The 24,223-nt window shown below is 73.7% G+C and carries 21 protein-coding genes and 1 pseudogene; 11 read left to right on the top strand and 11 right to left on the bottom strand.

Annotated elements, in window-relative coordinates; translation table 11 throughout:
* Window positions 1-96: 96 nt before the first annotated feature.
* The gene (locus OHS81_RS07850) at window positions 97-1,293 is read right to left on the bottom strand and encodes a thiolase family protein (RefSeq protein WP_328383746.1); all 1,197 of its coding nucleotides are present in this window, start codon (window positions 1,291-1,293) and stop codon (window positions 97-99) included.
* A gap of 205 nt (window positions 1,294-1,498) precedes the next feature.
* Between OHS81_RS07850 and hemG the strand changes: the two genes are divergently transcribed.
* Both hemG and hemQ read left to right on the top strand, forming a co-directional pair.
* Complete coding sequence (gene hemG / locus OHS81_RS07845) at window positions 1,499-2,962, top strand: protoporphyrinogen oxidase (protein WP_328383744.1); 1,464 nt, start codon at window positions 1,499-1,501, stop codon at window positions 2,960-2,962.
* A gap of 11 nt (window positions 2,963-2,973) precedes the next feature.
* Window positions 2,974-3,726 (top strand): hydrogen peroxide-dependent heme synthase, encoded by a 753-nt coding sequence (gene hemQ / locus OHS81_RS07840; RefSeq protein WP_093493403.1) that lies wholly within the window; start codon window positions 2,974-2,976, stop codon window positions 3,724-3,726.
* 105 nt (window positions 3,727-3,831) lie between these two features.
* On the opposite strand, the gene OHS81_RS07835 is transcribed toward hemQ, so the two are convergent.
* The 4 genes and pseudogenes from OHS81_RS07835 to OHS81_RS07820 all read right to left on the bottom strand — a co-directional run bounded on the left by OHS81_RS07835 (window position 3,832) and on the right by OHS81_RS07820 (window position 8,863).
* Complete coding sequence (locus OHS81_RS07835; RefSeq protein ID WP_328383740.1) at window positions 3,832-5,523, bottom strand: alpha/beta hydrolase; 1,692 nt, start codon at window positions 5,521-5,523, stop codon at window positions 3,832-3,834.
* 84 nt (window positions 5,524-5,607) lie between these two features.
* Complete coding sequence (locus OHS81_RS07830; RefSeq protein ID WP_328383738.1) at window positions 5,608-6,384, bottom strand: TIGR04222 domain-containing membrane protein; 777 nt, start codon at window positions 6,382-6,384, stop codon at window positions 5,608-5,610.
* A 103-nt stretch (window positions 6,385-6,487) separates the two neighbouring features.
* Entirely contained in the window at window positions 6,488-7,507 is a 1,020-nt protein-coding gene (locus tag OHS81_RS07825; RefSeq protein WP_328383736.1) for a TIGR04222 domain-containing membrane protein, read from the bottom strand.
* Window positions 7,504-8,863 (bottom strand): annotated as a pseudogene (locus OHS81_RS07820) (DUF692 domain-containing protein). The gene OHS81_RS07825 and the pseudogene OHS81_RS07820 overlap by 4 nt, the downstream one beginning before the upstream one ends.
* 452 nt (window positions 8,864-9,315) lie before the next feature.
* On the opposite strand from OHS81_RS07820, the gene OHS81_RS07815 reads away from it, so the two are divergent.
* Window positions 9,316-10,209: an NAD(P)H-binding protein gene (locus OHS81_RS07815; RefSeq protein WP_328383734.1), complete on the top strand. Its 894-nt coding sequence runs from the start codon at window positions 9,316-9,318 to the stop codon at window positions 10,207-10,209.
* Between the two features lie 72 nt (window positions 10,210-10,281).
* Window positions 10,282-10,647: a darcynin family protein gene (locus OHS81_RS07810; protein ID WP_328383732.1), complete on the top strand. Its 366-nt coding sequence runs from the start codon at window positions 10,282-10,284 to the stop codon at window positions 10,645-10,647.
* A 128-nt stretch (window positions 10,648-10,775) separates the two neighbouring features.
* On the opposite strand, the gene OHS81_RS07805 is transcribed toward OHS81_RS07810, so the two are convergent.
* Together OHS81_RS07805 and OHS81_RS07800 are read right to left on the bottom strand one after the other, a co-directional pair.
* Entirely contained in the window at window positions 10,776-11,342 is a 567-nt protein-coding gene (locus tag OHS81_RS07805) for a YrhB domain-containing protein (RefSeq protein ID WP_328390969.1), read from the bottom strand.
* Window positions 11,343-11,430: 88 nt separating this feature from the next.
* Window positions 11,431-12,135 carry a peptidyl-tRNA hydrolase gene (locus OHS81_RS07800; protein ID WP_328390967.1) on the bottom strand — a complete coding sequence of 235 codons (705 nt, stop codon included), beginning with the start codon at window positions 12,133-12,135 and terminating at the stop codon, window positions 11,431-11,433.
* A 440-nt stretch (window positions 12,136-12,575) separates the two neighbouring features.
* Here OHS81_RS07800 and OHS81_RS07795 point away from each other — a divergent pair, with 440 nt between their 5' ends.
* Window positions 12,576-13,535: an ATP-binding cassette domain-containing protein gene (locus OHS81_RS07795; RefSeq protein WP_328383730.1), complete on the top strand. Its 960-nt coding sequence runs from the start codon at window positions 12,576-12,578 to the stop codon at window positions 13,533-13,535.
* Complete coding sequence (locus OHS81_RS07790; protein WP_328383728.1) at window positions 13,532-14,197, top strand: ABC transporter; 666 nt, start codon at window positions 13,532-13,534, stop codon at window positions 14,195-14,197. The genes OHS81_RS07795 and OHS81_RS07790 overlap by 4 nt, the downstream gene beginning before the upstream one ends.
* Window positions 14,198-14,359: 162 nt before the next feature.
* Here the strand turns inward: OHS81_RS07790 and OHS81_RS07785 are convergent, their stop codons facing one another.
* Window positions 14,360-15,772, bottom strand: a complete 1,413-nt coding sequence (locus tag OHS81_RS07785) for an alkaline phosphatase PhoX (protein ID WP_328383726.1) — start codon at window positions 15,770-15,772, stop codon at window positions 14,360-14,362.
* 108 nt (window positions 15,773-15,880) lie between these two features.
* Entirely contained in the window at window positions 15,881-17,002 is a 1,122-nt protein-coding gene (zapE, locus tag OHS81_RS07780; RefSeq protein WP_328383724.1) for a cell division protein ZapE, read from the bottom strand.
* A 67-nt stretch (window positions 17,003-17,069) separates the two neighbouring features.
* Between zapE and OHS81_RS07775 the strand changes: the two genes are divergently transcribed.
* The gene (locus tag OHS81_RS07775; protein ID WP_328383722.1) at window positions 17,070-17,894 is read left to right on the top strand and encodes a dihydrofolate reductase family protein; all 825 of its coding nucleotides are present in this window, start codon (window positions 17,070-17,072) and stop codon (window positions 17,892-17,894) included.
* Window positions 17,895-18,032: 138 nt separating this feature from the next.
* Window positions 18,033-18,530, top strand: a complete 498-nt coding sequence (locus OHS81_RS07770) for an indole-3-glycerol phosphate synthase (protein ID WP_129293683.1) — start codon at window positions 18,033-18,035, stop codon at window positions 18,528-18,530.
* Between the two features lie 84 nt (window positions 18,531-18,614).
* On the opposite strand, the gene OHS81_RS07765 is transcribed toward OHS81_RS07770, so the two are convergent.
* Window positions 18,615-19,313 carry an ABC transporter ATP-binding protein gene (locus OHS81_RS07765; protein ID WP_328383720.1) on the bottom strand — a complete coding sequence of 233 codons (699 nt, stop codon included), beginning with the start codon at window positions 19,311-19,313 and terminating at the stop codon, window positions 18,615-18,617.
* Window positions 19,310-20,521, bottom strand: coding sequence for an FtsX-like permease family protein (locus OHS81_RS07760; RefSeq protein WP_328383718.1), 1,212 nt, complete (start codon window positions 20,519-20,521; stop codon window positions 19,310-19,312). The genes OHS81_RS07765 and OHS81_RS07760 overlap by 4 nt, the downstream gene beginning before the upstream one ends.
* Before the next feature lie 361 nt (window positions 20,522-20,882).
* On the opposite strand from OHS81_RS07760, the gene OHS81_RS07755 reads away from it, so the two are divergent.
* From OHS81_RS07755 to murC, 3 genes are all read left to right on the top strand, one after another.
* Window positions 20,883-22,052 (top strand): sensor histidine kinase, encoded by a 1,170-nt coding sequence (locus tag OHS81_RS07755; RefSeq protein WP_328390965.1) that lies wholly within the window; start codon window positions 20,883-20,885, stop codon window positions 22,050-22,052.
* Window positions 22,049-22,690, top strand: coding sequence for a response regulator transcription factor (locus OHS81_RS07750; protein WP_328383716.1), 642 nt, complete (start codon window positions 22,049-22,051; stop codon window positions 22,688-22,690). The genes OHS81_RS07755 and OHS81_RS07750 overlap by 4 nt, the downstream gene beginning before the upstream one ends.
* A gap of 124 nt (window positions 22,691-22,814) precedes the next feature.
* Window positions 22,815-24,212, top strand: a complete 1,398-nt coding sequence (murC, locus tag OHS81_RS07745; RefSeq protein ID WP_328383714.1) for a UDP-N-acetylmuramate--L-alanine ligase — start codon at window positions 22,815-22,817, stop codon at window positions 24,210-24,212.
* The last annotated feature ends 11 nt before the right edge of the window (window positions 24,213-24,223 follow it).

Raw genomic sequence — 24,223 nt, 5'->3', positions numbered from 1 at the left:
GCCGAGTGCCGGCAGCGCCGCGCCGCATGCGCGCGGTGCCGCCCGCTTCCGCCCGCTTCCGCCCGCCAGATTACGGGCCGGACCGCGCCGCGGCCCTCAGCGCTCCAGGACCAGCGCGAGCCCCTGCCCCACACCGATGCACAGCGTGGCGAGCCCGGTGCCCGAGCCCAGCGCGGCGAGCTGGTGGGCCACCGCCCCCGCGAGACGGGCACCGGAGGCGCCCAGCGGGTGGCCGATGGCGATGGCGCCGCCGCGCGGATTGACCACGGCGGGATCCAGGTCGGGCCACTGCCCGATGCAGCCCAACGCCTGCGCCGCGAACGCCTCGTTGAGCTCGCACGTCGCCACCTCGGCGAAGCCGCGCCCGGACCGCTCCAGGGCCCGCCGTACCGCCTCCACCGGCCCCAGGCCGAACAGCTGCGGCTCGATGCCGGTCACCGCGCTCGCACGGATACGGGCCAGCGGTTCGCGGCCGGTGGCCCGCAGGCCCTCCTGGTCCACCAGCAGCAGGGCCGCCGCACCGTCGTTGAGCGGCGAGGAGTTCCCGGCGGTGACCGTGCCCCCGGCCGAACGGAACACCGGCTTCAGCTTGGACAGCGACTCCAGGGACGACGCCTCCCGGATCGTCTCGTCCCGCAGCAGGTCCACCTCGGGCAGCGGCACCACCTCGTCGTCGTAGCCGCCCTCCCGCCAGGCGCGGACCGCCTTTTGATGGCTGGCCAGCGCGAAGACGTCCTGCTGCTCGCGGGTGATGCCGTGCCGGTCGGCGATCAGCTCGGCGCCCTCGCCCAGCGCCACCGTCCACTCCGGGGCCATCCGCGGGTTGACCATCCGCCAGCCCAGCGTCGAGGAGAACATCTCCTGGTGGCCCGCAGGGAAGGCGCGTTCGGGCTTGCGCAGCACATAGGGCGCACGGCTCATCGACTCCACACCGCCCGCCACCGCGATATGCGCATCGCCGTGCGCAATGGCCCGCGCCGCCTGGATGACCGCCTCCAGACCGGACCCGCACAGCCGGTTCACGGTCACGCCGGGGACGGTCACCGGCAGCCCCGCCAGCAGCACCGCCATCCGCGCCACATTGCGGTTGTCCTCGCCCGCGCCGTTCGCATCACCGAAACAGACATCGTCGATCCGCGCCGGGTCGAGGTCCGGTGTGCGGTCCACCAGGGCCTTGACCACATGGGCGGCGAGATCGTCCGGCCGGACCGCGGCCAGCGCGCCGCCGTACTTGCCGACGGGGGTCCGTACCGCATCGACGATGTACACATCCCGTACGCGTGGGTCGGTCATCAGGCCCTGTCCTCGCTGTCCCGGCTCGACGGTCGGCGGACGGTACGAAGATCGCCACCCGCCGACCACGAGTCTTTGCCCGCCGCTGCCCGCTGTCAACGGGGCTCCCGGACACCGTGCCCGCCCGCTTGCCCGCCCGCCGCGGACGGTGTGCGGCTCCTCATCCGGCCCCGGTCCCGTCGGCGCGCTCTGAGAGAGTGGAGGCATGAGCGCAGCGCACACCCCCACGGGCCGGGGGCCCGGCAGCACCGGTCATGTGGTCGTCATCGGCGGAGGCATCTCCGGGCTGGCGGCGGCGCACCGTCTGCTCGAAGGCGGCGCCCGGGTGACCGTCCTGGAAGCGGCGGACCGGCTCGGCGGCAAACTGCAGGTGGGCGAGATCGCGGGCGTCCCGGTCGATCTGGGCGCCGAATCGATGCTGGCCAGGCGGCCGGAGGCGGTGGATCTCGCGCGCGCCGTCGGCATCGGCGACCGGCTGCAGCCACCCGCCACGGCCGGTGCCTCCCTGTGGACGCGCGGCGCGCTGCGGCCGATGCCCACCGGCCATGTCATGGGTGTCCCCGGGGACCTCGGCCCGCTCACCGCCTCCGGTGTGCTCTCCCCGGAGGGCATCGCCCGTATCGACGAGGACGCCCGGCTGCCGCGCACCGAGGTCGGCGAGGACGTCGCCGTCGGCACCTATGTCGCCCGGCGCCTGGGCCGCGAGGTCGTCGACCGGCTCGTGGAGCCCCTTCTCGGCGGGGTGTACGCGGGCGACGCGTACCGGATCTCGATGCGCGCGGCCGTGCCCCCGCTCTTCGAGGCCGCGCGGACGCACCGTTCCCTGCTCGACGGCGTACGGGGCATCCAGGCGCGGACCGCCGCGACCGTCCACCAGGCCGGGGCCGCCGCGACCGGACCGGTCTTCATGGGCATCGAGGGCGGCATCGGGACGCTGCCGGGCGCGGTGGCCGATGCCGTACGGGCCAAGGGCGGCGAGATCCTTACGGGCACGCCGGTCACCGCGGTGCGGCGCACCCCCGACGGCTGGCAGCTCGGCCTCGACGGTGCCGCGCTCACCGCCGACGCCGTCGTCCTCGCCACCCCCGCGCAGGCCACGGCCCGTCTCCTCGCCCCCGTCTGCCGGCCCGCGGCCGCCGAGCTGGACTGTGTCGAGTACGCCTCCATGGCCCTGGTGACGATGGCCTTCCGTCGCGCCGACGTCGAAGGGCGGCTGACCGGCAGCGGCTTCCTCGTCCCGCCCGTGGACGGCCGCAAGATCAAGGCCTCCACCTTCTCGGGCAACAAGTGGGGCTGGTCGGGCCGCTTCGACCCGGACCTCTTCGTGCTGCGCACCTCCCTCGGCCGCTACGGCGACGAGGAGGATCTGACGCGGGAGGACTCCGCACTCGTCGGCTTCTCGCGCGCCGACCTGCGCGAGGCGGTCGGGCTGACCGCCGCGCCGGTCGCCTCGCGGGTCACCCGCTGGGACGGCGGACTGCCCCAGTACCCGGTCGGCCACCTGGAGCGGGTGGCCCGTATCCACGACGCCGTGGCGCAGCTGCCGGGCCTGCGGGTGTGCGGTGCGCTCTACGGGGGCGTCGGCATCCCGGCCTGCATCGCCTCGGGCCGCACGGCCGCCGACGACATCCTCACCACCCTGCGCCAGGACTCCGTCCCCGCCGAGTGAGAATGGACGGTATGACAGACGCTTCCACTCCCGCTTCCGCGCCGCAGGCACCCGCGGCGCCCGAGAAGGTTCCGCACGCCGGCAAGAAGGCCAAGGACCTCAACGAGATCATCCGCTACACCCTCTGGTCGGTGTTCAAGCTGCGCGACGTCCTCCCGGAGGACCGCAGCGGCTACGCCGAGGAGGTCGAGGAGCTGTTCGCGCAGCTCGCGGCCAAGGACGTGGTGGTGCGCGGCACCTACGACGTGTCCGGCCTGCGTGCCGACGCCGACGTCATGATCTGGTGGCACTCGGAGAGCTCGGACGCCCTCCAGGAGGCGTACAACCTCTTCCGCCGTACGCGGCTGGGCCGTGTGCTGGAGCCGGTGTGGTCGAACATGGCGCTGCACCGCCCCGCCGAGTTCAACAAGTCGCACATCCCGGCCTTCCTGGCCGACGAGGAGCCGCGCGCCTATGTGAGCGTCTACCCCTTCGTGCGCTCCTACGAGTGGTACCTCCTGCCCGACGAGGACCGCCGCCGGATGCTCGCCGACCACGGCAAGATGGCCCGCGGCTTCCCGGACGTGCGCGCCAACACCGTGCCGTCGTTCTCGCTGGGCGACTACGAGTGGGTGCTCGCGTTCGAGGCCGATGAGCTCTACCGCATCGTCGACCTGATGCGCCATCTGCGCGGCTCCGAGGCGCGGATGCACGTCCGCGAGGAGATCCCCTTCTACACCGGGCGCCGCAAGCCGGTCTCCGAGCTGGTCGCGGGCCTGGCGTAACCGGGCGCGCGGTGCGTCCGGCCCGGGCCCCGGGCCGGACGCGGGCCGCGCACACAGCACCACGGGCCGTCCCCTGGGGGACGGCCCGTTGGCGTATGCGGTCCGCTACTTGCCCGGCACGGCGTGCTGCTGGGCCCGGGTCATCTGTTGGCCCGGCACCGGCTCGGAGCGCGACGTGCAGTACACCTTGCGCGCCGGGATCTTCCCGTGCAGCAGATAGGCCTCCACGTACCGGTTCACACAGGCGTTCTCGCCGAACGCGATGCCGTGGGTGCCCGCCCCGTTCTCGGTGACCAGCGAGGAGCCGGGCAGCCGCCGCTGCAGCTCCAGCGCACCCTTGTACGGCGTCGCCGCGTCGCGCTCGGCCGCCAGCAGCAGCACCGGCGGCAGCGCGCCGGGCTCCGTGTGGACGTCGAGCGGACCGCGCTGCCCGTGGAGCACATCGTCGAGCGCGGTCGAGGTCGCATGACGGGCGGCGTCGGCCAGGTCCCGCCCGGTGGCGTGGTGCCCGGCCTGTTCCGCGGCGGCGTCGAGCTCGGCGGTGGCGGCCTGCCACCGGTCGGGCCAGAAGGCGCAGGGCAGGTTCATCCAGGCGTTGTCCCAGGTCTCGAACGGGGCGGTCCGGGCGACCTCGGTGTTGTCCCGGTCCCAGGTCCGCCAGTCGTGCGGCCAGCGCGCGTCATTGCACTCGACCGCGGTGTAGACGGCGTTGCCGTTCTCCTCGGCCCTGGCGCCGCCGGACTGCGGCATGGCCTGGGCCATCAGCGGCTTGGGGTCCCCGTGCAGATACCCCGAGAGCGCCTCGGCGCTCCGCGTCCAGAAAGCGTCGTTGTAGCCGGTCTTGAGGAACGCCGACTGCAGCTGCCCGGCGCCGATCTTTCCGCCCAGCGGGTGCCGGCGCAGCTTGCGCGCGGCCGCGTCGTAGGAGTGCTGCACCGCCCGCTTGGTCGTGCCGAGGTGGTAGCGGCCGTGGTGCCTGGCGGTCCAGCGCAGCCAGTCGCTCCAGCGGCGCTGGAAGGCGATGTCCTGGTCGAGGTTGTTGCGGTACCAGATCTGCCGGGGTGCGGGATTGACCACACTGTCGAAGAGCATCCGCCGGACGTGGCCGGGGAAGAGCGTCGCGTAGAGGGCCGCGAAGTACGTCCCGTACGAGGCGCCCATGAAGTTCAGCTTCTTCTCGCCGAGCGCGGCCCGCAGCATGTCCAGGTCGCGGGCGTTGTTGACGGAGTTGTAGTACGGCAGGTCGGCGCCGGCCCGGCGGACGCAGCCACGGGCATACGCCCGGGCCTGGGCCATTTTCCGGCGCTTGAAGGCCGCGTCGGGGTGCGGACGGCTGTCGGTGGGCGCCTTGGCGAACTCCTTGGGGTCCTGGCACGACAGCGGCGCCGAGCGGCCCACTCCCCGCGGCGCATAGCCCACGAAGTCGTAGGCGCGGGCCAGCTTGTCCCACTTGGGGAGCCCGCCGTAGAGCGGGAACTCCATGCTGGACGCGCCCGGGCCGCCGGGGTTGAAGACCAGGGCGCCCTGCCGTTCGCGGTGTGCGGTGGCCCGGACCCGGCTGACGGTCAGGTGGATCTTCTTGCCGTCGGGGCGCGCATAGTCGAGAGGAACGGTGAGGGTGCCGCACTCGACGGTCGACGGCAGATGCTCCACCGGTGCGCAGCGGCCGAAGCCGATGCGGTGGGCAACGGGCGCGGGTGGCGTGGCGGCCGCCCCCGTGGCGCCGCCTGCCGGGGCAGTGGCGAGGGCGGTCACCAACAGCGACCCGATGGTGCCGTACAACGCAAGTGCTCTCACTGGCCGTCCCTTCGTGTGTGCATACAAAAGGGATAGTTGGGGCGGCGATTGTCGATGTAAAGCACCTGGCACCGGTGTCGGTGGCTATGCCCCGGAAGAGTGGAGCGCGGCGCGCAAGGTGGGGTCGGTGAGGGCGGTGGGGCCTCGGAGGGCGAACGAGGTGAGCGGGGGAAGGGGGGCGGGGGAGCTGGAAGTGCGGGGCAGTTTCTGTCCCCCCGCGTCGGTGGCCCAGTCGCTGTACGGGTGGAGCTCGAAGCGGGCCACGGCCCAGGTGCCGAGGGTGAGGATCAGCGGGAGCGCGAACCAGCCCAGGAGCAGCCCGTTGTCCGCGCCGGCCGGCGCCATCCAGGCGGCAGCGGCGGCGAACAGCGGCACCAGGAGAGCGGCGCCCTGCACCAGGCGGACGGCGGTGGCGATGCCGGGGCGGACCGCGGCGGGCAGCGCCAGCCCGTCGGTCACCAGCCGGTCGGCCACCTCCCGCACCGCGGCATCCCCGACGAGGGTGTCCCGTATCTGCGGTATGCGGCACTGTCCTTCGGGGCCTATGGCGGTCAGGGTGGCGCGCTCGACGGCGTCCTTGCCGACCGGGTCGACGACGGTCGCCCACCCGGTGTCGGTGAGCAGCAGCCGCCGCTGCTGGGCCATCAGTACCAGGACGAGGTCGGCGAGCCGGTGCGGGCCGCCGGAGAGGTAGGCCACCTCATAGAGGGTCAGCCCGGCGCGGTCGCCCGTTGTGGAGGGGGCCGGGGTGGTCCCGGGCGCCGGCCGGGTGGTGCGCGCGGCGGCGACCGCGGCCCGGCACAGCAGCGCACAGGACAGCGCCGCCGCGGCCGAGGCGAGAAGGAAGAAGAAGAGCCACATGGCCGAAGGTTCTACGCGATGAGTACAAATACCGCCACAAAATTTCTCACCATGCGGGCGGCGGCAGCGGGTCCCGGGCCCTCAACAGCGCGTCCCGGGGCCCTCAGCCACCGCCGCAGCCGCCGCCCCCGCAGCTCGAACCGCCCCCGCAGCCGGAGCCGCCGCCACAGCTCGCACCGCCCCCGCACGACGAGCCGCCGCCACAGGACGAACCGGCGCTGCCGCACCCCGACCCGGAGCCGCCGTCAGCGGAGCCGCACCAGGACCCGCCGTCACTCCCCGAGCCGCCCCCGCCGTCACCGCACGAGGAGCCGCCGGACCATCCGGATCCGCTGCCCGCTGCGGCGGCCGTGGCGCGGTGCGCCTCCTCGAACTGCCGCCGCAGCAGCTCGTCCGCGATCAGTGCCGTACCGCCGAGTGCCACCACTGGCGCGGCGGGCAGCCAGGCCCCGGCCGCGCCGACCCCTCGGGGCCGGGCCGCCCTCGCGGAGCGCAGCGCGCAGGTCCCCGCCTTGGTGATCCGGCGGGTGAACACCTTCTTGCACAGCGACGCCACGACCAGTCCCACGACCACCGCGGGCATCGTCAGGAGCGCCGGCGGCGGGCCGTACGCGCCGTCCCCGCCGCTCCCCGCGAAGGACAGCAGCACCGCGACGAAGAAGAGCACCACACAGGCCGTCATCTGGGCGCTCGCCAACCGCCGCCACAGCTGTCCGGGCTCCGGACGGTGCAGCAGGCCACGGGCCGCCAGCCGGTCGCCGACCCCTTGGACCGCCGGGCTGCGCATCGCCGTGGCGCGCAGCACCGACAGCGCGCCGCCGGGCGTCCGGGCGATCGCGTCCAGTACGGCCGCCTCGACCGCGTCATGGGCGAAGGCCTGGCGTACGGTCACCACCCCCGGGCCGCCCACGGCGAGCCGGCCGTCCTGGTGCATCCCGGCGATCGCGGCGTCCACCACCCGCCCGGGGCCGCCGGCGAGGAACGCCGTCTCCCACACGTCGTGGACCACGGCGTCCCTCCGCCGGACGGACGGCGTCCGCAGCCGTACCCAGGCCGCGCCGAACAGCAGCACCAGCGACCCGGCACCGATCTCCCAGAAGACCCAAGGGGCGAACCCCGTCACGTCCCGCTCCGGTCCAGGGCGCGCCGCACGGCCCGTACCAGCCGGGCCAGGGGGCGGGCGGACGGCGGCTTCGGGCCGGCGCGGTCCCGCCACCAGCGCGTCAACTGCCGGCGCGCGGCCGGGTCTTCGGGGCGGCCCTGGGCCAGCAGATGGGCCGCGAAGTCCAGGGCGTCCTGGCGGTAGCCGCCGCTCATGGGGCGGTGCCGCGCATAGCCCCGGAACGCGGCCCGGTAGTCCGCGCCGAGGATGTCCGGCAGCTCGGGCGCGACCTTGGCGACCACCGCGGCCCGCTTGGCCGTCAGCGCCCGGCTCTGCACCTGCAGCCGCACCCGGTCGAAGCCCTCAGGGGCCGGTGTCCCGGCGACCAGCGCGGACAGCAGCGCGGTCTGCGCCAGCGCCAGCCGCTGCCGCGCCGCTTCGGTGCCCGTGCCGCTGTCGCTGCCGCTGTCGCCGTCCCTGCTGCCGCCTGCGCCGGCCCCCGCGCCGTCGCCCGGCGCGCTCTCCGGTACCCCTTCAAGCCGCCCGGGCATGACGGGCCTCCTTCAGCACGGTGCGTATCGCATCGAGTTCACCGGCCAGCTCCGCGCCCTCGGGGAAGTCCTCGTCCCGCTCCAGCAGCACACCGGGCGGGGTGGTCCGGGCACACAGCTCGGCAAGGACGTCCAGCACGGGCCGGGTCACCGGGTGGGCATGGCTGTCGTGCCACACCCCGTCCCGCTCCACACCGCCCGCGACATGGACGTAGGCGAGAGCGTCGAGCGGCAGCTCGTCCAGGGCGACCGCCGGGTCCTCGCCCCGGTTGATGTGGTTCGTGTGGAGATTGGCGACATCGATCAGCAGCCGCACCCCGGTCCGCTCGACGAGCTCGGCGAGGAACTGCCCCTCGGTCAGCTCCTCGCCCGGCCAGTTGACCAGGGCGGCGATGTTCTCCAGCGCCAGCGGCACCGGCAGGGCGTCCTGGGCGATGCGTACGTTCTCGCACAGCACGTCCAGCGCGTCACGGGTGCGCGGTACGGGCAGCAGATGCCCGGCCTCCCTCCGCGGGGAGGCGGTGAGCGGACCGCCGGCCCGTACAAAGGCGATGTGCTCGGTGGCCATCGGCGCGCCCAGCGCCTCGGCGCGTTCGGCGAGCGCGGTCAGCCGGCCGGCGTCCGGGCGGTCGGCGCCGCCGAGGCCGAGCGAGACACCGTGCGGGATGACGGTGGTGCCGCGCTCACGCAACTCCTGCAGGGCGTACGGCAGATGGCCGGGGCAGAGGTTCTCCGCCACCACCTCGACCCAGTCCACCCCGGGCAGCTCCGCAATCTCCGCGGCGATTTCCGGCCGCCAGCCGATTCCCGTACCCAGGCGCTCCATGGCTCCCCCTCACGCTCCGTGGTCTCGGTACTCATGGCCGCGGCGGGACGGAGCGAACCCTGCGGCGGACGAGTTCAGAGGTTGATTTGAGCTTCCCACGCGAGGGTGCCGGACCGGCCGTGGCCCTGGCACAGCGGGGTCGCGGCCCGGGTGCAGCGGGGCCGCTTTCCCCCGCTGCACCCAGGGCGTGGAGTACCCGCCGGTGGCTCGTTCCGCCCGGATCCGGCCCGGGGCGGGCACTCTCCTGCACGGCCCCTGCGGTCACCGCCGGCAGAGCGTCCGACGCCGTGGCGAGAGGGCGTCGATGAAGGCTCGGACGGCTCATCGGACGGCTGTTCAGCTGCGTCATTCCATCTCAGGCAATTATCCCGTACTGAAGTTGTCATTGTGGCAACGCCGCGGCCTCCGCAGGATGAGGGACATACCGATCCGGCACATCCCATGAGGTTTTCATGATCGTCATCACTGCTCCCACCGGGAACATCGGCCGTCACCTGCTGCCCCTGCTCCTGGAGTCCGCCCCCGCCCACGACGAGGAGCTGCGGGTGGTCGTGCGCGACCCCGCCCGGCTTCCCGGCGCGGTGCGCGAACGCGTCGAGGTGATCACCGGCTCGCACGGCGACGCCGGGGTCGTCGACCGGGCCTTCGAGGGTGCGGACGCCGTGTTCTGGCTCGTCCCCCCGGATGCCTCCCTGCCCCCGGAGGATGCCTACTGCGGCTTCACCCGCCCCGCCGCGAAGGCCCTCGCCGCTCACGGCGTCGGCCACGTCGTCGGCGTCTCCGCGCTCGGCCGCGGCACCCCGGTCGCCGACCGCGCCGGACTTGTCACCGCTTCCCTCGCCATGGACGGCCTCATCGCCGGCACCGGCGTCGCGTACCGGGCCCTGGCCTGCCCGTCCTTCTTCGAGAACCTGCTGGAGGAGGCCGACTCGATCCGCGAGAAGGGTGTCTTCACCGACACCTCTGACGCCGACCGCAGGGCGCCCCTCGTCGCCGTCGCCGACATCGCGGACGTCGCCGCCGGTCTGCTGCTGGAGCGCTCGTGGACCGGCAGCGACAGCGTCCCGGTCCTCGGGCCGCAGGACCTCTCCCCCCACGACCTGGCCCGCATCATGACCGAACAGCTCGGCCGCCCCGTCCGCTACGAACGCCAGCCGCTCGACGAGCTGTACACCGGCCTCGTCGGCCACGGCCTCGACGAGGCGTTCGTCCAGGGCCTCGTCGACATGAAACGGGCCAAGGACGAAGGCCTCGACGCAGGCGTCTCCCGCACCCCGGACACCGCCTCCCGTACCACCTTCGAGCAGTGGTGCGCCCGGACCCTCAAGCCCGCCGTCCTCTCCTGAAGACGCACCACCCCCACCGCACACACGATGCCCACCACACCACCACGATCTGCCACTCCGGAGGCGCCCGTCATGCCGACCGAGGAAACCGCACCGCCGGTCACCGCGTTCATGCTCGTCAAGACCACACCTGAATGGCTCGCCATGACCCCTCAGGAACGGATGAACGCTTTCGCCACCCAGGTCGTCCCCGCAATCCGGGCCAAGACCACCGGCGTCCGGTCACGCTTTTACGACACGGAGTTCTACTCCACCCGCGTCACCGACGTCTGGGTATGGGAAGCCGACGACCACAACGCCTACCAGCTCCTCATCGACGCGCTGCGCGAAACCCCGTTCTGGGACCGCTACTTCGAGGTCGTCGACCTCCTCGTCGGCACCGAGAACGGCTACGCCCGCACCTACGGCTTCGACCCCGTCGCCACCCTCACCACCTGATACACCGCCCGAACGCGGTACCGATGCCCTCCGGCCCCTCGGAGCCGGAGGGGCATCGGCGCAGGGCGCGCTTCTTCGGCCTCCCGGTGGAGAATTCGGCTTCCCGGGGGAGAAGCCGAGTCCGGGAGTCAGACAGTGCGGCGACGTCCTCCCCGGCGGAGGGTCTGCACGGCGCATACCGGGTCGATGGGCTCGACGAGTTGCCCGACCGCAAGGGCCACGAGCCGGGGCGGGGGTTCGCCGCCGAGCAACGCGTTCACATAGTCGAGCGCTTGGCCCGGAGAGAGCATCGCCAGCCTCTGCCGCAGGATGCGCACGGCCTGCAGGCGTCCTCCTGCGGCGGCGAGCTCGCACAGCTCGTCGTGCAGATCGTCCACCGCGGTACGGACGCGCATCCCCCGGATACGGGCGCGGTAATCCGCCTCCCACGCCCCGCTCCGCTCGGAGCGGACCCCGATCCGGTGCAGCCCTCCGTCGATGCGGTCCACCAGGTACGGGCCGTGGCCGATCAGCATGGCCGCGGGGTTCCGTGTACGCGCGTACTCCTCGGACTGCCAGTAGACCTTCCAGACCAGCTCGTGTTCCGCTACGCGCAGCACTGTCGTGCGCACCGGATCCACGCCCAGGGCCGACCACTTCTGATGCTCACGGTCCAGCTCTTCCTCAACGAGCCGAACTGCGGCCTCTCGCTCCATCACGCGTGCAGCATCCCCGGGGGCCGGGGGCGGCCAGTTACTTGGGTGCAGGCGCTTGTGGGCAGTCCGGTCCGGCGAGCGCGACCGTCTACGGCTGCCGCAGACGCGGGAGCGGGCAGTAGCGCTCACCCCCTTCGGCCACCACGGTTTTCCCGGGGGCGATCTCCGTGAACCCGGCATCGGTCACCACGGGCAGACCGCTGCGGGTCAGCTCCTGCCAGTGCTCGCCCCGGGCGGACCGTACGGACAGCGGGAACCCCGCCGCGCGCCAGGCCGCCTGCTCTTCCGAGGACAGCTCCCACCACGCCAGCTGTGCACCGTGTCCGGCCTGCGCCATCTCCTTGCCCGTCGACATCCCCAGCGCGGAGTTGAGCCACAGCACCGGGGCGCCGGCGTCGGATGCCCCGGGCGGCCGGGGGTCGTCCAGCTCCGTGCCCGAGACCTGCAGCCGCGCCAGATCCTTCGGCCAGCCGTCCAGCGGCACCGGCGGGAAGACCCGCACCTCGGCGTGTTCGCCGGTGACCGTGATGCCTGGCAGCGCCCCGGCCCGCCGCCACTCCGCGCCGCGCGCCCGCCGCACCACCTTCCGGATCCGGGCGTCCTGCCAGTCCCGCACCGCCGCGGCCCATTCGCCGTCCCCGGCCGACCGCTCGTCCGACAGCAGCACCAGCACCGCCCTCGCCGCGGTCTCCAGCGCGTCCGTACGCGACGGCGGCTCGGCCCGCTCGATCCGCGCGACGAGTGGCAGCACGAACTGCGGTACCGCGTCCCGGTCGGTCTCGTCGCGGCGCATGGCGCGGCCGGCGTCGTTGCCGGGCCGGCCGGAGTCTGCTGCGCCGGCGCTCTCCGTGCCGGCGCCTTCTGTACGGGCGCGCTCTGTGCTCGCGCTTTCTGTGCTGGTCACCCGTCCAGTCTGCCAGCCGCCACTGACAGGGCCCCCGACACCGACAGTCGTCACCGTCGGTGCCTCGTGCTCGCCGCTCCTCTGCGCCCACGGGGCCGCCGGTGGGCACAGAAGCGGCGAGCCAACGCCGCGTGCCCGCCACCGCGTTGCCGGCCGGACGCGGCGCGCCACGCCCTGGGGCGGGCACCGGGAAGCTGATCCGGCTACCGTCGGGGACGGCGGAGCGGGCCGAGGCCGCCGGGCGGCAGTGCCGGACAGCAGTGCCGAGAGCAGTACCGGGTGGCGGTGCCGGATGGCGGTGCCGGGTGGCGGTGGAGGTGCCAACACGTATGAGGCTGGACGGGGTGGGGCGGCGCTACGGGGTGCGGGGCCCGTGGGTGCTGCGGGACGTACAACTCGAGGTGCCCGCGGGTGCGCTGCTGCGCATCGAGGGGACCAACGGCAGCGGGAAATCCACCCTGCTGCGGCTGCTGGCCGGGATCGACCGGCCCAGTGCCGGACGGATCACCGGCCGCCCGCGCAGCGCCTATGTGCCCGAACGGTTCCCGGCCGCGCTGCCCTTCACCGCCGTTGACTACCTCACCCACCTCGGCCGCATCCACGGTCTGCGCGGCCCCGAAGCCGCTCGCCGTGGCGCCGAATGGCTTGCCCGGTTCGGAGCGGCCGCGCACGCCCGCACCCCGCTGGCCGAACTGTCCAAGGGGACGAGCCAGAAGGTCGCGGTCGCCCAGGCATTGCTCGCCGAACCCGAACTCCTGGTCCTGGACGAGGCCTGGACCGGCCTGGACCAGGGCGCCCGGGACGTGCTCAACAGTGCGGTCGCCGAACGGGTCGCGGACGGCGGCACCGTCGTCTTCGTCGACCATGACCCGCAGCGGCTGGCGGGAGCGGCCGACGCCCGCTACCACGTCGCGGACGGGCGGCTGCTGGCCCATGAGGAGAGCGGACCGGCGGGGGACGAGGCGCCCGCGCCCGGCCCCAGAGTGGTCATCGAGGCGGAGAGCGCACCGGGAGCGCCGCTGCCCGGCGGGCCGGAGCGCCCGCCCGCCGGAGCACCACGGCTGCCGGTCGGGACGCAGGCCGTTCCGCAGCCGGACGGTACGACGCGGCTGACGGTCCCCGCCGCCCACTCCGACGCCTTGCTGCGCGCCCTGCTCACCGCACGGCCGCCGTGGCACATCCGGTCGGTCACCAGCGCCGGGGCGGGGCCGGGGGAGGGGCCTGGCGACGACACCCCCGTACCCACCCCCGCATCCGCTCCCACACCCGACGAGGACCCCCTCCCGTGATCGCTCTTCTCCGCTATCAGGCGGCGCTGCTCCTCCGCTCGCACCGCTGGCTGCCACCGGTGATCCTCTATGCTGCCTGGCTGGCCGTCGGCGTCCAGAGCGGCAACCCGATCCTCAACTCGTTCGGCTATACCGCCGGGGTCCTGGTGCCGGTCGCCGCATGGCTGACCCGGGTCTGTGTCACCAACGAGCCGCCGGCCGCCCGCACTTGCACCGCGGCGGCCGCCGGGCCCGGCCGGGCCCACCTCGCCGTGGTGCTGACCTCGGTCTGCGCCACGGTGCTGCTCGCCCTGATCGGTACGGCAGTGGTCCTGCTGCTGTCCGACCCCCGCTCCGCCGACCACGTGGCCGTCCCGGTCGCACCCGCGGCTCTCGCCGGGCTGCTCGCCGCGCTGGCGTGCCTGCTGACGGGCACCGCGATCGGTGCGCTGAGCAACTGGCCGGTGCTGCGCAGCCCCGGCTGGAGCATCCCGGTGGGCATGTTCGCCGCCCTGCTGCTGCTCGTGCTGGGCGCCTCGCCCGCCAACGCCGCCGTCTCGGGCCTGGTCACCGGCTCCCTCCACGGCACGATCACCACCCCGTGGCTGCCGCTTGCCGGCACTGTCCTGATCGCGGCCGCCGCCACCGCGGTCGCCTGCGCGCTCAGCTCCCGCCGGAGTTGAGGCGCCGGGACCGGGCCCGGATTTCTCCCCCGCCCCCTCCCCCTCTCCCCCTTCGGGGGAGGGGGCGGGGGGTGGGTTCGGGGGTGGGGGGAAGCAGCCGCACGCTCGACGCCCTGCCCGGCACCGCCGCCCCCAGCCCGTCACCCCACCCCCCCCGCAGGCTCAGTGGTGCCAGGGCCCCGTCACCGCGAACGTCGTCCCCGGCGTATAGCAATTGACGTACATCGTCCGGTGTTCGGGCGAGAAGGTCACCCCCGCGAACTCCCCCCACTCCGGCTTCTGCGGGGTGCCGATGTTCTGCCGGCCGCGCGCCATCGCGTAGACCTCGCCGCGCCGGGTGAGGCCGAAGACGTGCTGGGCGCCCTCGCCGTCCTCGCAGACCATCAGGCCGCCGCTGGGCGCCAGGCAGATGTTGTCGGGCGACTCGCCGGGGAGCTGGAGGTCGCTGTCCGGGCCGAAGACGACGACCTGGGTCAGCCGCCGCTTCTTCGGGTCGTACTTCCACACCTGGCCGTAGTGGTCGGCCGCCGAGCCGGCGTCGCGGTGCGCAAAGCTGGAGACGAAGTAGACGCAGGAGCCGCCCCAGTAGCAGCCCTCCAGCTTCTGGGCGTGGGTGATGCCGCCGGGACCGAAGTCCTGGAAGCGGATCGGGGTCTGACGGGCGAGCGGGTCGGGCACATCCACCCAGGTGACGTGGTCGAAGGTGGTGCCCGGTTGCTGGACGGTGGAGAGGTCGGGCACACCGGGGACCCGCAGCGCCTGGAGCCGGCCGCCGGCCCGGAGTGAACCGCGCCCGCCCCTCGGCTTCTTGGGCAGAAAGCGGTAGAACAGGCCGAACGGCTTGTCGAAGGCGTCCTCGGTCTCGTAGACGGTGCCGGTGCCGGGGTCGACGGCGATCGCCTCGTGCTGGAAGCGGCCCATCGCGGTCAGCGGGACCGCGCCGGTGCGCCGCGGGTCGTACGGATCGACCTCGAAGATGAAGCCGTGGTCCTTGGTGTAGTTCTCCTCACCGGCCCGGTGCTCGGTCTCCTCGCAGGTCAGCCAGGTGTGCCAAGGGGTGGGGCCGCCCGCGCAGTTGGTGGACGTACCGGCGAGGGCGACCCGTTCCGAGCGGACGGAGTTGTCCCGGCCGAGTTCCAGCGCCGTACAGCCGCCCTCACCGCCGGGGTCGTACGTCAGATCCCGGACCCGGGGGACGGCCTGGCGCGAGCCCGTACGGTTCTCGTGGTTGCGGACGAGGAACGTGCCGCCGCGGTGCCCGGAAGAACTGGAAGAACTGGGAGAGCCGGGAGAGCCGGGAGAGCCGGGGAAGGCGGCCATACCGTCGCAGTTGCTGGGGACCTTGCCCTCACCGGAGCGCAGCGGGTCGCCTTCCCGGGACAGGACCCGGTAGCGGAAGCCCCGGGGGAGATCGAGCAGGCCGTGCGGGTCGGGGACCAGCGGGCCGTAACCGCGCCGCCCCATGCTCTGTGCGGTCGCGGTCCCCGTGAAGAGCTCCGTGAGGCTTCCGGAGAAGGCGATCCCCGCCCCCAGCGCTCCGGTTCTCGCCAGGATCTGACGTCGTGTCGCAGACATGGGCAACTCCCTGTTGGCGGACAGGTGACGTGACCCGCTCGTGTGTACCACGGGGCCGGGCCGCCGGGAACCAGGCGGCGGCCCGGGTGTTGCCGCGGGCGCGTGCGTCTACCGGGAGCCGTCGGCCACCAGGGTGCCCGCGTCGCGCGCCAGCGCCGTCAGCCGGGAGATCGCCCGGAAGTACTTCTTGCGGTAGCCGCCGCGCAGCATCTCCTCGCTGAACAGCTCGTCGAAGGCCTTGCCGGAGGTCAGCACCGGCACCTCGCGGTCGTAGAGCCGGTCGGCCAGGACCACCAGGCGCAGCGCGGTGGACTGGTCGGGCACCGCCTGGACGTCGGTGAGGCAGACCGCCTCGATGCCGTCGCACATCGCGCCGTAGCGGCTGGGGTGCACCTTGGACAGGTGCTCCAGCAGAGAGGGGAAGTCGTCGAGGGAGGCACCGGGCGTGCGGTACGCCGTGCGGGTGACCGTCTCGTCGTCGTACGGGGCGGGCGCCTCGGGCAGCCCGCGGTGGCGGTAGTCCTCGCCGTCGATCCGCAGCGGACGGAAATGGGCGCTCAGGCCCTGGATCTCCCGCAGGAAGTCGGCCGCGGCGAACCGGCCCTCGCCCAGCTTGCCGGGCAGCGTGTTGGAGGTGGCGGCCAGCGCCACCCCGGCGTCGACCAGCTTGCCGAGCAGGGTGGAGACCAGGACCGTGTCACCGGGATCGTCCAGCTCGAACTCGTCGATGCACAGCAGTTTGTGCTCGCCGAGGGTGCGGACGGTCTGCTGGAAGCCGAGCGCGCCGACGAGGTTGGTCAGCTCGACGAAGGTGCCGAAGGCCTTGCGCTCGGCCGGGGCGGGCGTGGCGTGCCACAGGGAGGCGAGCAGGTGGGTCTTGCCGACGCCGTAGCCGCCGTCCAGATAGACGCCGCGCGGTCCCCGGGGGGCCGCGGGCTTCCTGGCGAACCATCGCCGCTTGCCCGAGCCGGTCCGCCCGGCGTCGATGCTCTCCGCGAAGTCGCTCAGGACCTGGACGGCCTCGGCCTGGCTGGGCTGTTTCGGGTCCGGGATATAGGTGTCGAAGCGGGCGCCCTGGAAGCGCGGCGGCGGCACCATCTCGGCCACCAGGTGGTCGGCCGGGACGTGCGGGGCGCGGGCGGTGAGCGCTGCGGGCGCCGCGTCGTCCCCGTCGGCCGGGGGTCCGGCTATCGGGTCGGGCTGCGGGGAGGAGTGCTGGGAAGGCGACACAGCCGTCCAGCCTATCTCTTGCGCGGGGGCCGCCGGTCCGCTGAGCGAGGCATGTCACACTGCCGCCATGCGACGCCTGTTCCCTCTCCCCGCCCCGTCCGCACCGGCCCCTGCCGCCGGGAACACCGAGGTGGGGGCGGTCGACCCCGCGGACCGTGCCTGGACGCTGCACGAGCTGGCCGACGCCTACGCGTACCCGGCGGCGGACGACCCGGTGCGCTCGGGGCGCACCGGCTGGCTGCGGGCGAACATGGTGTCCTCCGTGGACGGCGCGGCCCACCACGAGGGCCGCTCGCAGCCGCTCTCCAGTGATGCCGATATGCGGATCTTCGGGGTGCTGCGGGGCCTCGCGGATGCGGTGGTGGCGGGCGCGGAGACGGTGCGGCAGGAGGGCTACCGGCCGGCCCGCGCCCGGGAGGCGTTCGCCGCCCGCCGGGCCGCCGCCGGTCAGGGCCCGGCCCCCGCCATCGCCGTGGTGACCGCCGGCCTCGCGCTGGACTTCACCCTGCCGCTGTTCACCGAGCCGCTGGTCCCCACCCTGGTGCTGACCGGTGCGGGCGCGCCCGCGGACCGGGTGGCAATGGCCCGTGCCGCGGGCGTCGAGGTGCTGTTCGCCGGTGAGGGGCAGGGCGTCGATCCGGCCCGGGTGACCGGGGTGCTGGCCGAACGGGGCCACACCCGGCTGCTGACGGAGGGCGGTCCGAAGCTGCTGGGGCAGTTCGCGGCGGCCGGCGCGCTGGACGAGCTGTGTCTGTCGCTGGCGCCGGTGGTTGCCGTGGGCGACGCGCCGAGGATCATGAACGGCCCCGCCGTTCCGGTACCGGAACGGTTCGCCCTGGCGTCCGTACTGGAGGAGGGCGGGTTCCTCTTCACTCGCTACCGCCGGTCGTGACAATCGACGGAATTGTCTGTTCCGCTTAGCTTCTGTTGGGCACACTGAAAGCCAACAGTCCCGCACGGCTACGGGGCAGGATGGTGTCTGTCGGGCTCCGTGCCATGCGGCGCCCCGAAGAGAAGAAGGGCGTCCGTCGTGTTCACGAGCGTATTGATGATCGAGAAGCCACTGACGCCCGCCGATGTGGAGTTTGTGACCACCCTGCACGGCGATGACCGGATTTCGTTCGTCGTGCTCATGCAGCCTCGCGGTAAGCAGGATGTTCTGCTACGGGCCATCGACGACGTGGCCCTCGGTGAGTTCGACGATGCCGTACGGGAGGGCGAGGAACCGGGCGGCGCCCGGGCGGAGGCCCCCGCCGAGCTCGCCCTGGCCCACACGCTGCAGGCCCTGCGCGACACCGGTGCCCAGGCCGTCGGGCAGGTGGTCGAGGACCATCCGCTGGACCTGCTGCGGTCCGTCGTCGACGAGACCGGTGCGGACGAGGTGATCGTGCTGACCACCCCGCACTTCGTGGAGGAGTTCTTCCACCGCGACTGGGCCTCCCGCGCCCGCCACAAGGTCGGCGTCCCGGTCCTCAAACTCTTCTCCCATGCGGCGGACGACCAGCCCCAGGGGACCGCCGGAGGCTGAGCGGCCCACCGGCGCCGGCACCCGCCCCCTCCGCCGGCACCCGCCCCGTCCGCCGGGTCCCGTGCGCCTGGTCCCGTCCGCCGGTCAAAGACGGGCGACGGCCCCGGGGCGCAGCCGGCCGTCCCGCACCTCGGCGACCGTGTCCGCCACGTCCAGATGGGCGGGGTCGTGGGTGACCAGCACCGTCGCGGTGGCGCGCTGCCGGGTGAGCGTGCGCAGCAGCGCGAGCACCGCGGCGCCCCGCTCGTGGTCCAGGGCGCTGGTCGGCTCGTCCACCAGCAGCACCGCGGGTTCGTTCATCAGCGCCCGCGCGATGTTGACCCGCTGCCGCTGACCGCCCGACAGCTGATGCGGCCGCCGGTCGGCCTGGTCCTCCAGGCCGACTGCCGACAGCAGCTCCCGTGCCCGCGCCCGTGTGCGTGCCCGCGCCCTACGCGACGCGCGCCCGTCCAGGTGGGCCATCACCTGCAGCTGTTCGGCGGCGGTCAGCGACGGCAGCAGATTGGGCTGCTGGAAGACCGTGCCGATGGCGGTGCGGCGCAGTGTCGTCAGCGCGGCCCGGCCGAGCCCCGCGGTGTCCGTGCCGCCGACCACCACCCGTCCGCGGTCCGGGCGGATCAGTGTGGCGGCGACCGCGAGCAGGCTGGACTTGCCGGATCCGGACGGGCCGATCACCGCGGTCAGACGTCCGGCGGGGACGGTCAGCGAGACCTCGTCCAGCGCCGTCAGCCGGGCGTCGCCGTCGGGGTAGGTGAGGGTGACATCGGTCAGTTCGAGGCTCATCGGGCACTTCCCAGGGCGGTCAGCGGGTCCACGGACGTGATGCGGCGGATGGCGAGCGCGGCGCCTGCGGCACCCAGCGCGATCATGATCAGGGCGGGCGCCAGGACGGTGGCCGGGGCGAGCACAAAGGGCACCGTGCCGCTGATTCCGGCGCCCACCGCGGCCACCACGGCGCTGCCCAGGGCGGTCCCGGTCACCAGCAGCACCACGGCCTGTCCGAGCGCGTCCCGCAGCAGCGCGCGGGTCGAGGCGCCCAGCGCCTTCAGCACGGCGACATCGCCGCCGCGCTGGATCGTCCACACCGTGAAGAACGCCCCGATGACCAGCGCGGAGATGGCGAACAGAAAGCCGCGCATCAGCTGCAGGGACCCGTTCTCCGCGGCGTACGAGCCGATGGCCTGCAGGGCGTCGTCGGCGGCGACGGTCCTTGTACCGAGCGCCCGGTCGGCGGCCGCCAGACCGGCGGTGCCGGAGGTGGAGAGGGCGAGGACGGTCGCTCCGACGGCGTCGCCGGATGTGCCGGTCCTCCCGGGTGTGCCGGGCGCCGCGGAAGCGCCGGGCCCCGCGGAGGCGGGCTGGTCACCGGAACCGGAGTGGTCACCGGAGGCGGGCCGGTCACCGGAGCCGGGGTGCTCACCGGCGGGCGCCCCGGTGCCGCCCGTCAGCCGCCGCCAGTCCTCCAGCGACGTCCAGACCACCGGCGTATGGGCGTACATCGCCGCGCCCGACACCGCCGCCACCCGGACCGTGCGGCCGCCGAGCGTCAGCGTGCCCCCGGCCCGCGCTCCCAGCGAGGCGGCGGCCTTCGCGGACAGCACCACCGCACCGTCACCCACCCGCGCAGGCGCCGCCCCCGACCCCGGCCGCACGCCGAACAAGGACACCGCGGCGGTCCGGCCGCCGGACTCGGCCTTCGCCGTCGCGATCCCCAGCGGGTCGGCGTGCCGTACGCCCGGCACCCGGGCCCAGGCCCGTACGGTCCGCTCCGTCAGCCGCGAATCGGTGAAGGCGACGTCCCTGCCGTCGGCGGGCGCCGAGAACACCAGATGGTCGGCGGGCAACGCGGTGATCGCCGAGGTGTTCTCCCGGCCCAGGCCGGCCGTCAGGCCCGACAGCAACCCCACCAGCACCGTGATCAGCACAATGACGGTGCCCATCAGGGCGAACCGTCCCTTGGCGAATCTCAGGTCCCTCCAGGCGACGAACACCGGTGATGCCCTCCTCGGATCCGGGTGCCGGACTCCACTGCCCGGCATCGGCCTCCACCGTCGCGTGCCGGGCGGGCCGCGGACATCGCGCCGGGGAGTGGTCCGCCGGGATCGAAAGGCGTGCCCCGCGATCAACCCTTTGGTTGATGCCGCAGGCGGGGAGGGCGCTTAGCCTGAGGGAGCCGTGACCGAACAAACTGCGACCGAAGACGCCGCGACCGAAGAATCCGCGACCGAAGACACCGCGCCCGAAGATTCCGCGACCGAAGACACCGCGCCCGAAGATTCCGCGCTCGAGGACACCGCCCCCGCCCCCTCCCTCACCCCCGTCCTGCGGGTCCTGCGCAGCTGTCTGCACCTGATGGTGGCCGCGCTGCTGACACTGGCCTGCGTGCGCGCGGTCGCCGACCACGCCCCCGCGGCCCCGGCCGTGACCGCCGCCGCGGCCGCGCTGTTCGCGGTGTACGTGGCCGGCCCCCGGCTGCCCCGCCTCCGCGGCTCCACCGCTGCCGCTGCCCTCTGGCTCGCCGCCGTGGCCCTGCTCTGGCTGGTGCTGCTCGCCCTCACCCCGGACGGCGTCTGGCTGGCCTTCCCGCTGTTCTTCGTCCAGCTGCATCTGCTGCCGCTGCGAGGGGGACTGGCCGCCGTCACGGCCACCACCGCCGCCGCCGTCGCCGGATTCGGCCTGCACGCCCACACCCTGAGCCTCGGCACGGTGCTCGGTCCCGCCCTGGGCGCCGCCGTCGCCATCGCCGTCGTCCTCGGCTACGAGGCCCTCTACCGGGAGAGCGAACAGCGCCGCTGCCTCATCGAAGAGCTCACCGCGGCCCGCAGCGAACTGGCCGCCGCGGAACACGCCGCCGGGGTGCTCGCCGAACGCGAGCGGCTGGCCCGCGAGATCCACGACACCCTCGCCCAGGGCCTGTCCAGCATCCAGCTGCTGCTGCGGGCCGCCGAGCGCGCCCTGCCGCGGCAGCCCGGCACCGCCCTCGGCCATGTCCGGCAGGCCCGTACCACCGCTGCCGGCAACCTCGCCGAGGCACGCCGCTTCGTCCGTGCGCTGAGCCCGCCCGATCTGGAGGCCGGCTCGCTGCCCGCCGCCCTGGAGCGGCTGTGCGCCACCACCGCCCGTACCTCCCCGCTCGCCGTGCACTGCCAGGTCTCCGGCACGCCCACCGCGCTCCCCACCACGCACGAGGTCGCCCTGCTGCGCATCGCCCAGTCCGCGCTCGCCAACACCGTGCGGCACGCCGGTGCCGGGCGGGCCGAGCTGACCCTCAGCTACATGGACACCGAGGTCGCGCTGGACGTCGTCGACGACGGCGCGGGGTTTGTCCCCGCCGAGGTGCCCGCCCCGGGCTCCGCGGCGGCGGACGGCACCGGCTTCGGCCTCGCCGCGATGCGCGCCCGGGCCCGCGCCCTCCAGGGCACCCTCGTCGTCGAGTCCGCCCCCGGCGAGGGCACCGCGGTCGCCGTCACCCTGCCCACTCCCGCCACCCCGCCCGACGCCACCGTGGAGGCCGCCCCGTGACCGCGACGGACACCCCCATCCGGCTGCTGCTCGCCGACGACCACCCCGTCGTACGCGCCGGGCTGCGTGCCGTCCTGGAGACCGAGGACGACTTCGAGATCGTCGCCGACGTCCCGACCGCCGAGCAGGCCGTCGACCTCGCCGCGCGGCTCGCGGCCGACGTGGTCCTCATGGACCTGCAGTTCGGCGGCCGGATGCTCGGCTCCCAGGCCACCGCGGAGATCACCGCCCGCCCCGGTGCCCCGCGCGTCCTCGTACTGACCACGTACGACACCGACGTCGACATCCTGGCCGCCATCGAGGCCGGCGCCACCGGCTACCTTCTCAAGGACGCCCCTCCGGAGGAACTGGCGGCCGCGGTCCGCACCGCCGCCGCCGGGAAGTCCGCCCTCGCCCCCACCGTCGCGCTGCGCCTCATGGACCGGATGCGGACCCCCGCCACCGCGCTCTCCCGCCGGGAGACCGAAGTCCTCCAGCTCGTCGCCGACGGTCTGCCGAACGCGGCGGTCAGCAAACAGCTCTTCCTCAGCCAGGCGACCGTCAAGTCCCACCTCGTCCACATCTACGCCAAGCTGGGGGTGGACTCCCGCACCTCCGCGGTCGCCGCCGCCACCGCCCAGGGCCTGATCCGCCGCTGAACGCCGTGCGCCGGGCCGTTCCCCGCACGGGCGGGGGTCCACGGACCGGCACTGTCGGTGCCGGGTGCGAGAATCATGGACAGCACCACCGCTCGCGATGATCGACGATCAGGGAGACCCACCCATGGCACCCGCCATCCCAGCCTCGATGGACCGGCCGCACTTCATCGGCATCGGCGGAGCCGGCATGTCGGGCATCGCCAAGATCCTCGCGCAGCGCGGCGCCCGGGTGGCGGGCAGCGACGCGAAGGACTCCGCGACCGCCCAGGCCCTGCGCTCCCTCGGCGCCACGGTCCACATCGGCCACGCCGCCGGGCACCTGGCCGAGGACGCCACCAGCGTCGTCGTCTCCTCCGCGATCCGCCCGGACAACCCCGAGCTGGCCGCCGCCCACGAACGCGGTATCCCGGTCGTGCACCGCTCCGACGCGCTCGCCTCCCTCATGGACGGCCTGCGCCCCATCGCCGTCGCCGGCACCCACGGCAAGACGACCACGACCTCCATGCTCGCCGTCTCCCTCGGCGCCCTCGGCCTCAAGCCGTCCTACGCCATCGGCGGCGACCTCGACGCCCCGGGCTCCAACGCCGAGCACGGCTCCGGCGAGATCTTCGTCGCCGAGGCCGACGAAAGCGACCGCAGCTTCCACAAGTACGCCCCCGAGGTCGCGATCATCCTCAACGTGGAGCTCGACCACCACGCCAACTACGCCTCGATGGAAGAGATCTACGAGTCCTTCGAGACCTTCGTCGGCCGCATCCGCCCCGGCGGCACCCTGGTCATCGCCGCCGACCACCCCGGCGCCCGCGAGCTGACCGAGCGGATCTCCGGCCGCTACGACATCGAGGTCGTCACCTACGGCGAGTCCGCGGACGCCGACGTCCGCATCCTCAAGGTCAACCCCCGCGGCCTGACCAGCGATGTCACCGTCACCCTCACCAGCGGCAAGATCCTCACCTTCACCGTCTCCGTCCCGGGCCGGCACTACGCCCACAACGCCGTCGCCGCCCTGGCCGCCGGCGTCGCCCTGGGCCTTGCGCCGCACAACCTCGCCTCCGCGCTGGGCAAGTACACCGGCGTCAAGCGCCGCCTCCAGCTCAAGGGCGAGGCGGCCGGCGTCCAGGTCATCGACTCCTACGCCCACCACCCCACGGAGATGACCGCCGACCTGGAGGCCATCCGCGGCGCCGCCGAGGGCAGCCGCGTACTGGTGGTCTTCCAGCCGCACCTCTTCTCCCGCACCCAGGAACTGGGCACCGAGATGGGCCAGGCACTCGCCCTGGCCGACGCCTCCGTCGTCCTGGACATCTACCCGGCCCGCGAGGACCCGATCCCGGGCATCACCAGCGCCCTGATCATCGACGCCGCGCGCACCGCCGGCGCCGACGTCACCCCCGAGAGCGACCAGGCCGCCGTCCCGGAGGTCATCGCAGGAATGGCGAAGCCCGGCGACCTTGTTCTCACCATGGGCGCGGGCGATGTGACCGACCTCGGCCCCGCCATCCTGTCCCGCCTGGGCAGCTGAGCTGAGGAGGA

Source organism: Streptomyces sp. NBC_00400, from assembly GCF_036048035.1.
Taxonomy (GTDB): domain Bacteria; phylum Actinomycetota; class Actinomycetes; order Streptomycetales; family Streptomycetaceae; genus Streptomyces.
Note: the sequence above shows the minus strand (reverse complement) of the source record. Positions and strands in the feature narration are given on the sequence as shown.

What these genes read in the sequence shown, in the direction of transcription:
- OHS81_RS07850 (WP_328383746.1), bottom strand. Translation starts at nt 1,293, where the DNA reads ATGACCGACCCACGCGTACGGGATGTGTACATCGTCGATGCGGTACGG.
- hemG (WP_328383744.1), top strand. Translation starts at nt 1,499, where the DNA reads ATGAGCGCAGCGCACACCCCCACGGGCCGGGGGCCCGGCAGCACCGGT.
- hemQ (WP_093493403.1), top strand. Translation starts at nt 2,974, where the DNA reads ATGACAGACGCTTCCACTCCCGCTTCCGCGCCGCAGGCACCCGCGGCG.
- OHS81_RS07830 (WP_328383738.1), bottom strand. Translation starts at nt 6,384, where the DNA reads ATGTGGCTCTTCTTCTTCCTTCTCGCCTCGGCCGCGGCGGCGCTGTCC.
- OHS81_RS07815 (WP_328383734.1), top strand. Translation starts at nt 9,316, where the DNA reads ATGATCGTCATCACTGCTCCCACCGGGAACATCGGCCGTCACCTGCTG.
- OHS81_RS07810 (WP_328383732.1), top strand. Translation starts at nt 10,282, where the DNA reads ATGCCGACCGAGGAAACCGCACCGCCGGTCACCGCGTTCATGCTCGTC.
- OHS81_RS07805 (WP_328390969.1), bottom strand. Translation starts at nt 11,342, where the DNA reads ATGGAGCGAGAGGCCGCAGTTCGGCTCGTTGAGGAAGAGCTGGACCGT.
- OHS81_RS07800 (WP_328390967.1), bottom strand. Translation starts at nt 12,135, where the DNA reads ATGCGCCGCGACGAGACCGACCGGGACGCGGTACCGCAGTTCGTGCTG.
- OHS81_RS07795 (WP_328383730.1), top strand. Translation starts at nt 12,576, where the DNA reads ATGAGGCTGGACGGGGTGGGGCGGCGCTACGGGGTGCGGGGCCCGTGG.
- OHS81_RS07785 (WP_328383726.1), bottom strand. Translation starts at nt 15,772, where the DNA reads ATGTCTGCGACACGACGTCAGATCCTGGCGAGAACCGGAGCGCTGGGG.
- OHS81_RS07775 (WP_328383722.1), top strand. Translation starts at nt 17,070, where the DNA reads ATGCGACGCCTGTTCCCTCTCCCCGCCCCGTCCGCACCGGCCCCTGCC.
- OHS81_RS07765 (WP_328383720.1), bottom strand. Translation starts at nt 19,313, where the DNA reads ATGAGCCTCGAACTGACCGATGTCACCCTCACCTACCCCGACGGCGAC.
- OHS81_RS07755 (WP_328390965.1), top strand. Translation starts at nt 20,883, where the DNA reads ATGGTGGCCGCGCTGCTGACACTGGCCTGCGTGCGCGCGGTCGCCGAC.
- murC (WP_328383714.1), top strand. Translation starts at nt 22,815, where the DNA reads ATGGCACCCGCCATCCCAGCCTCGATGGACCGGCCGCACTTCATCGGC.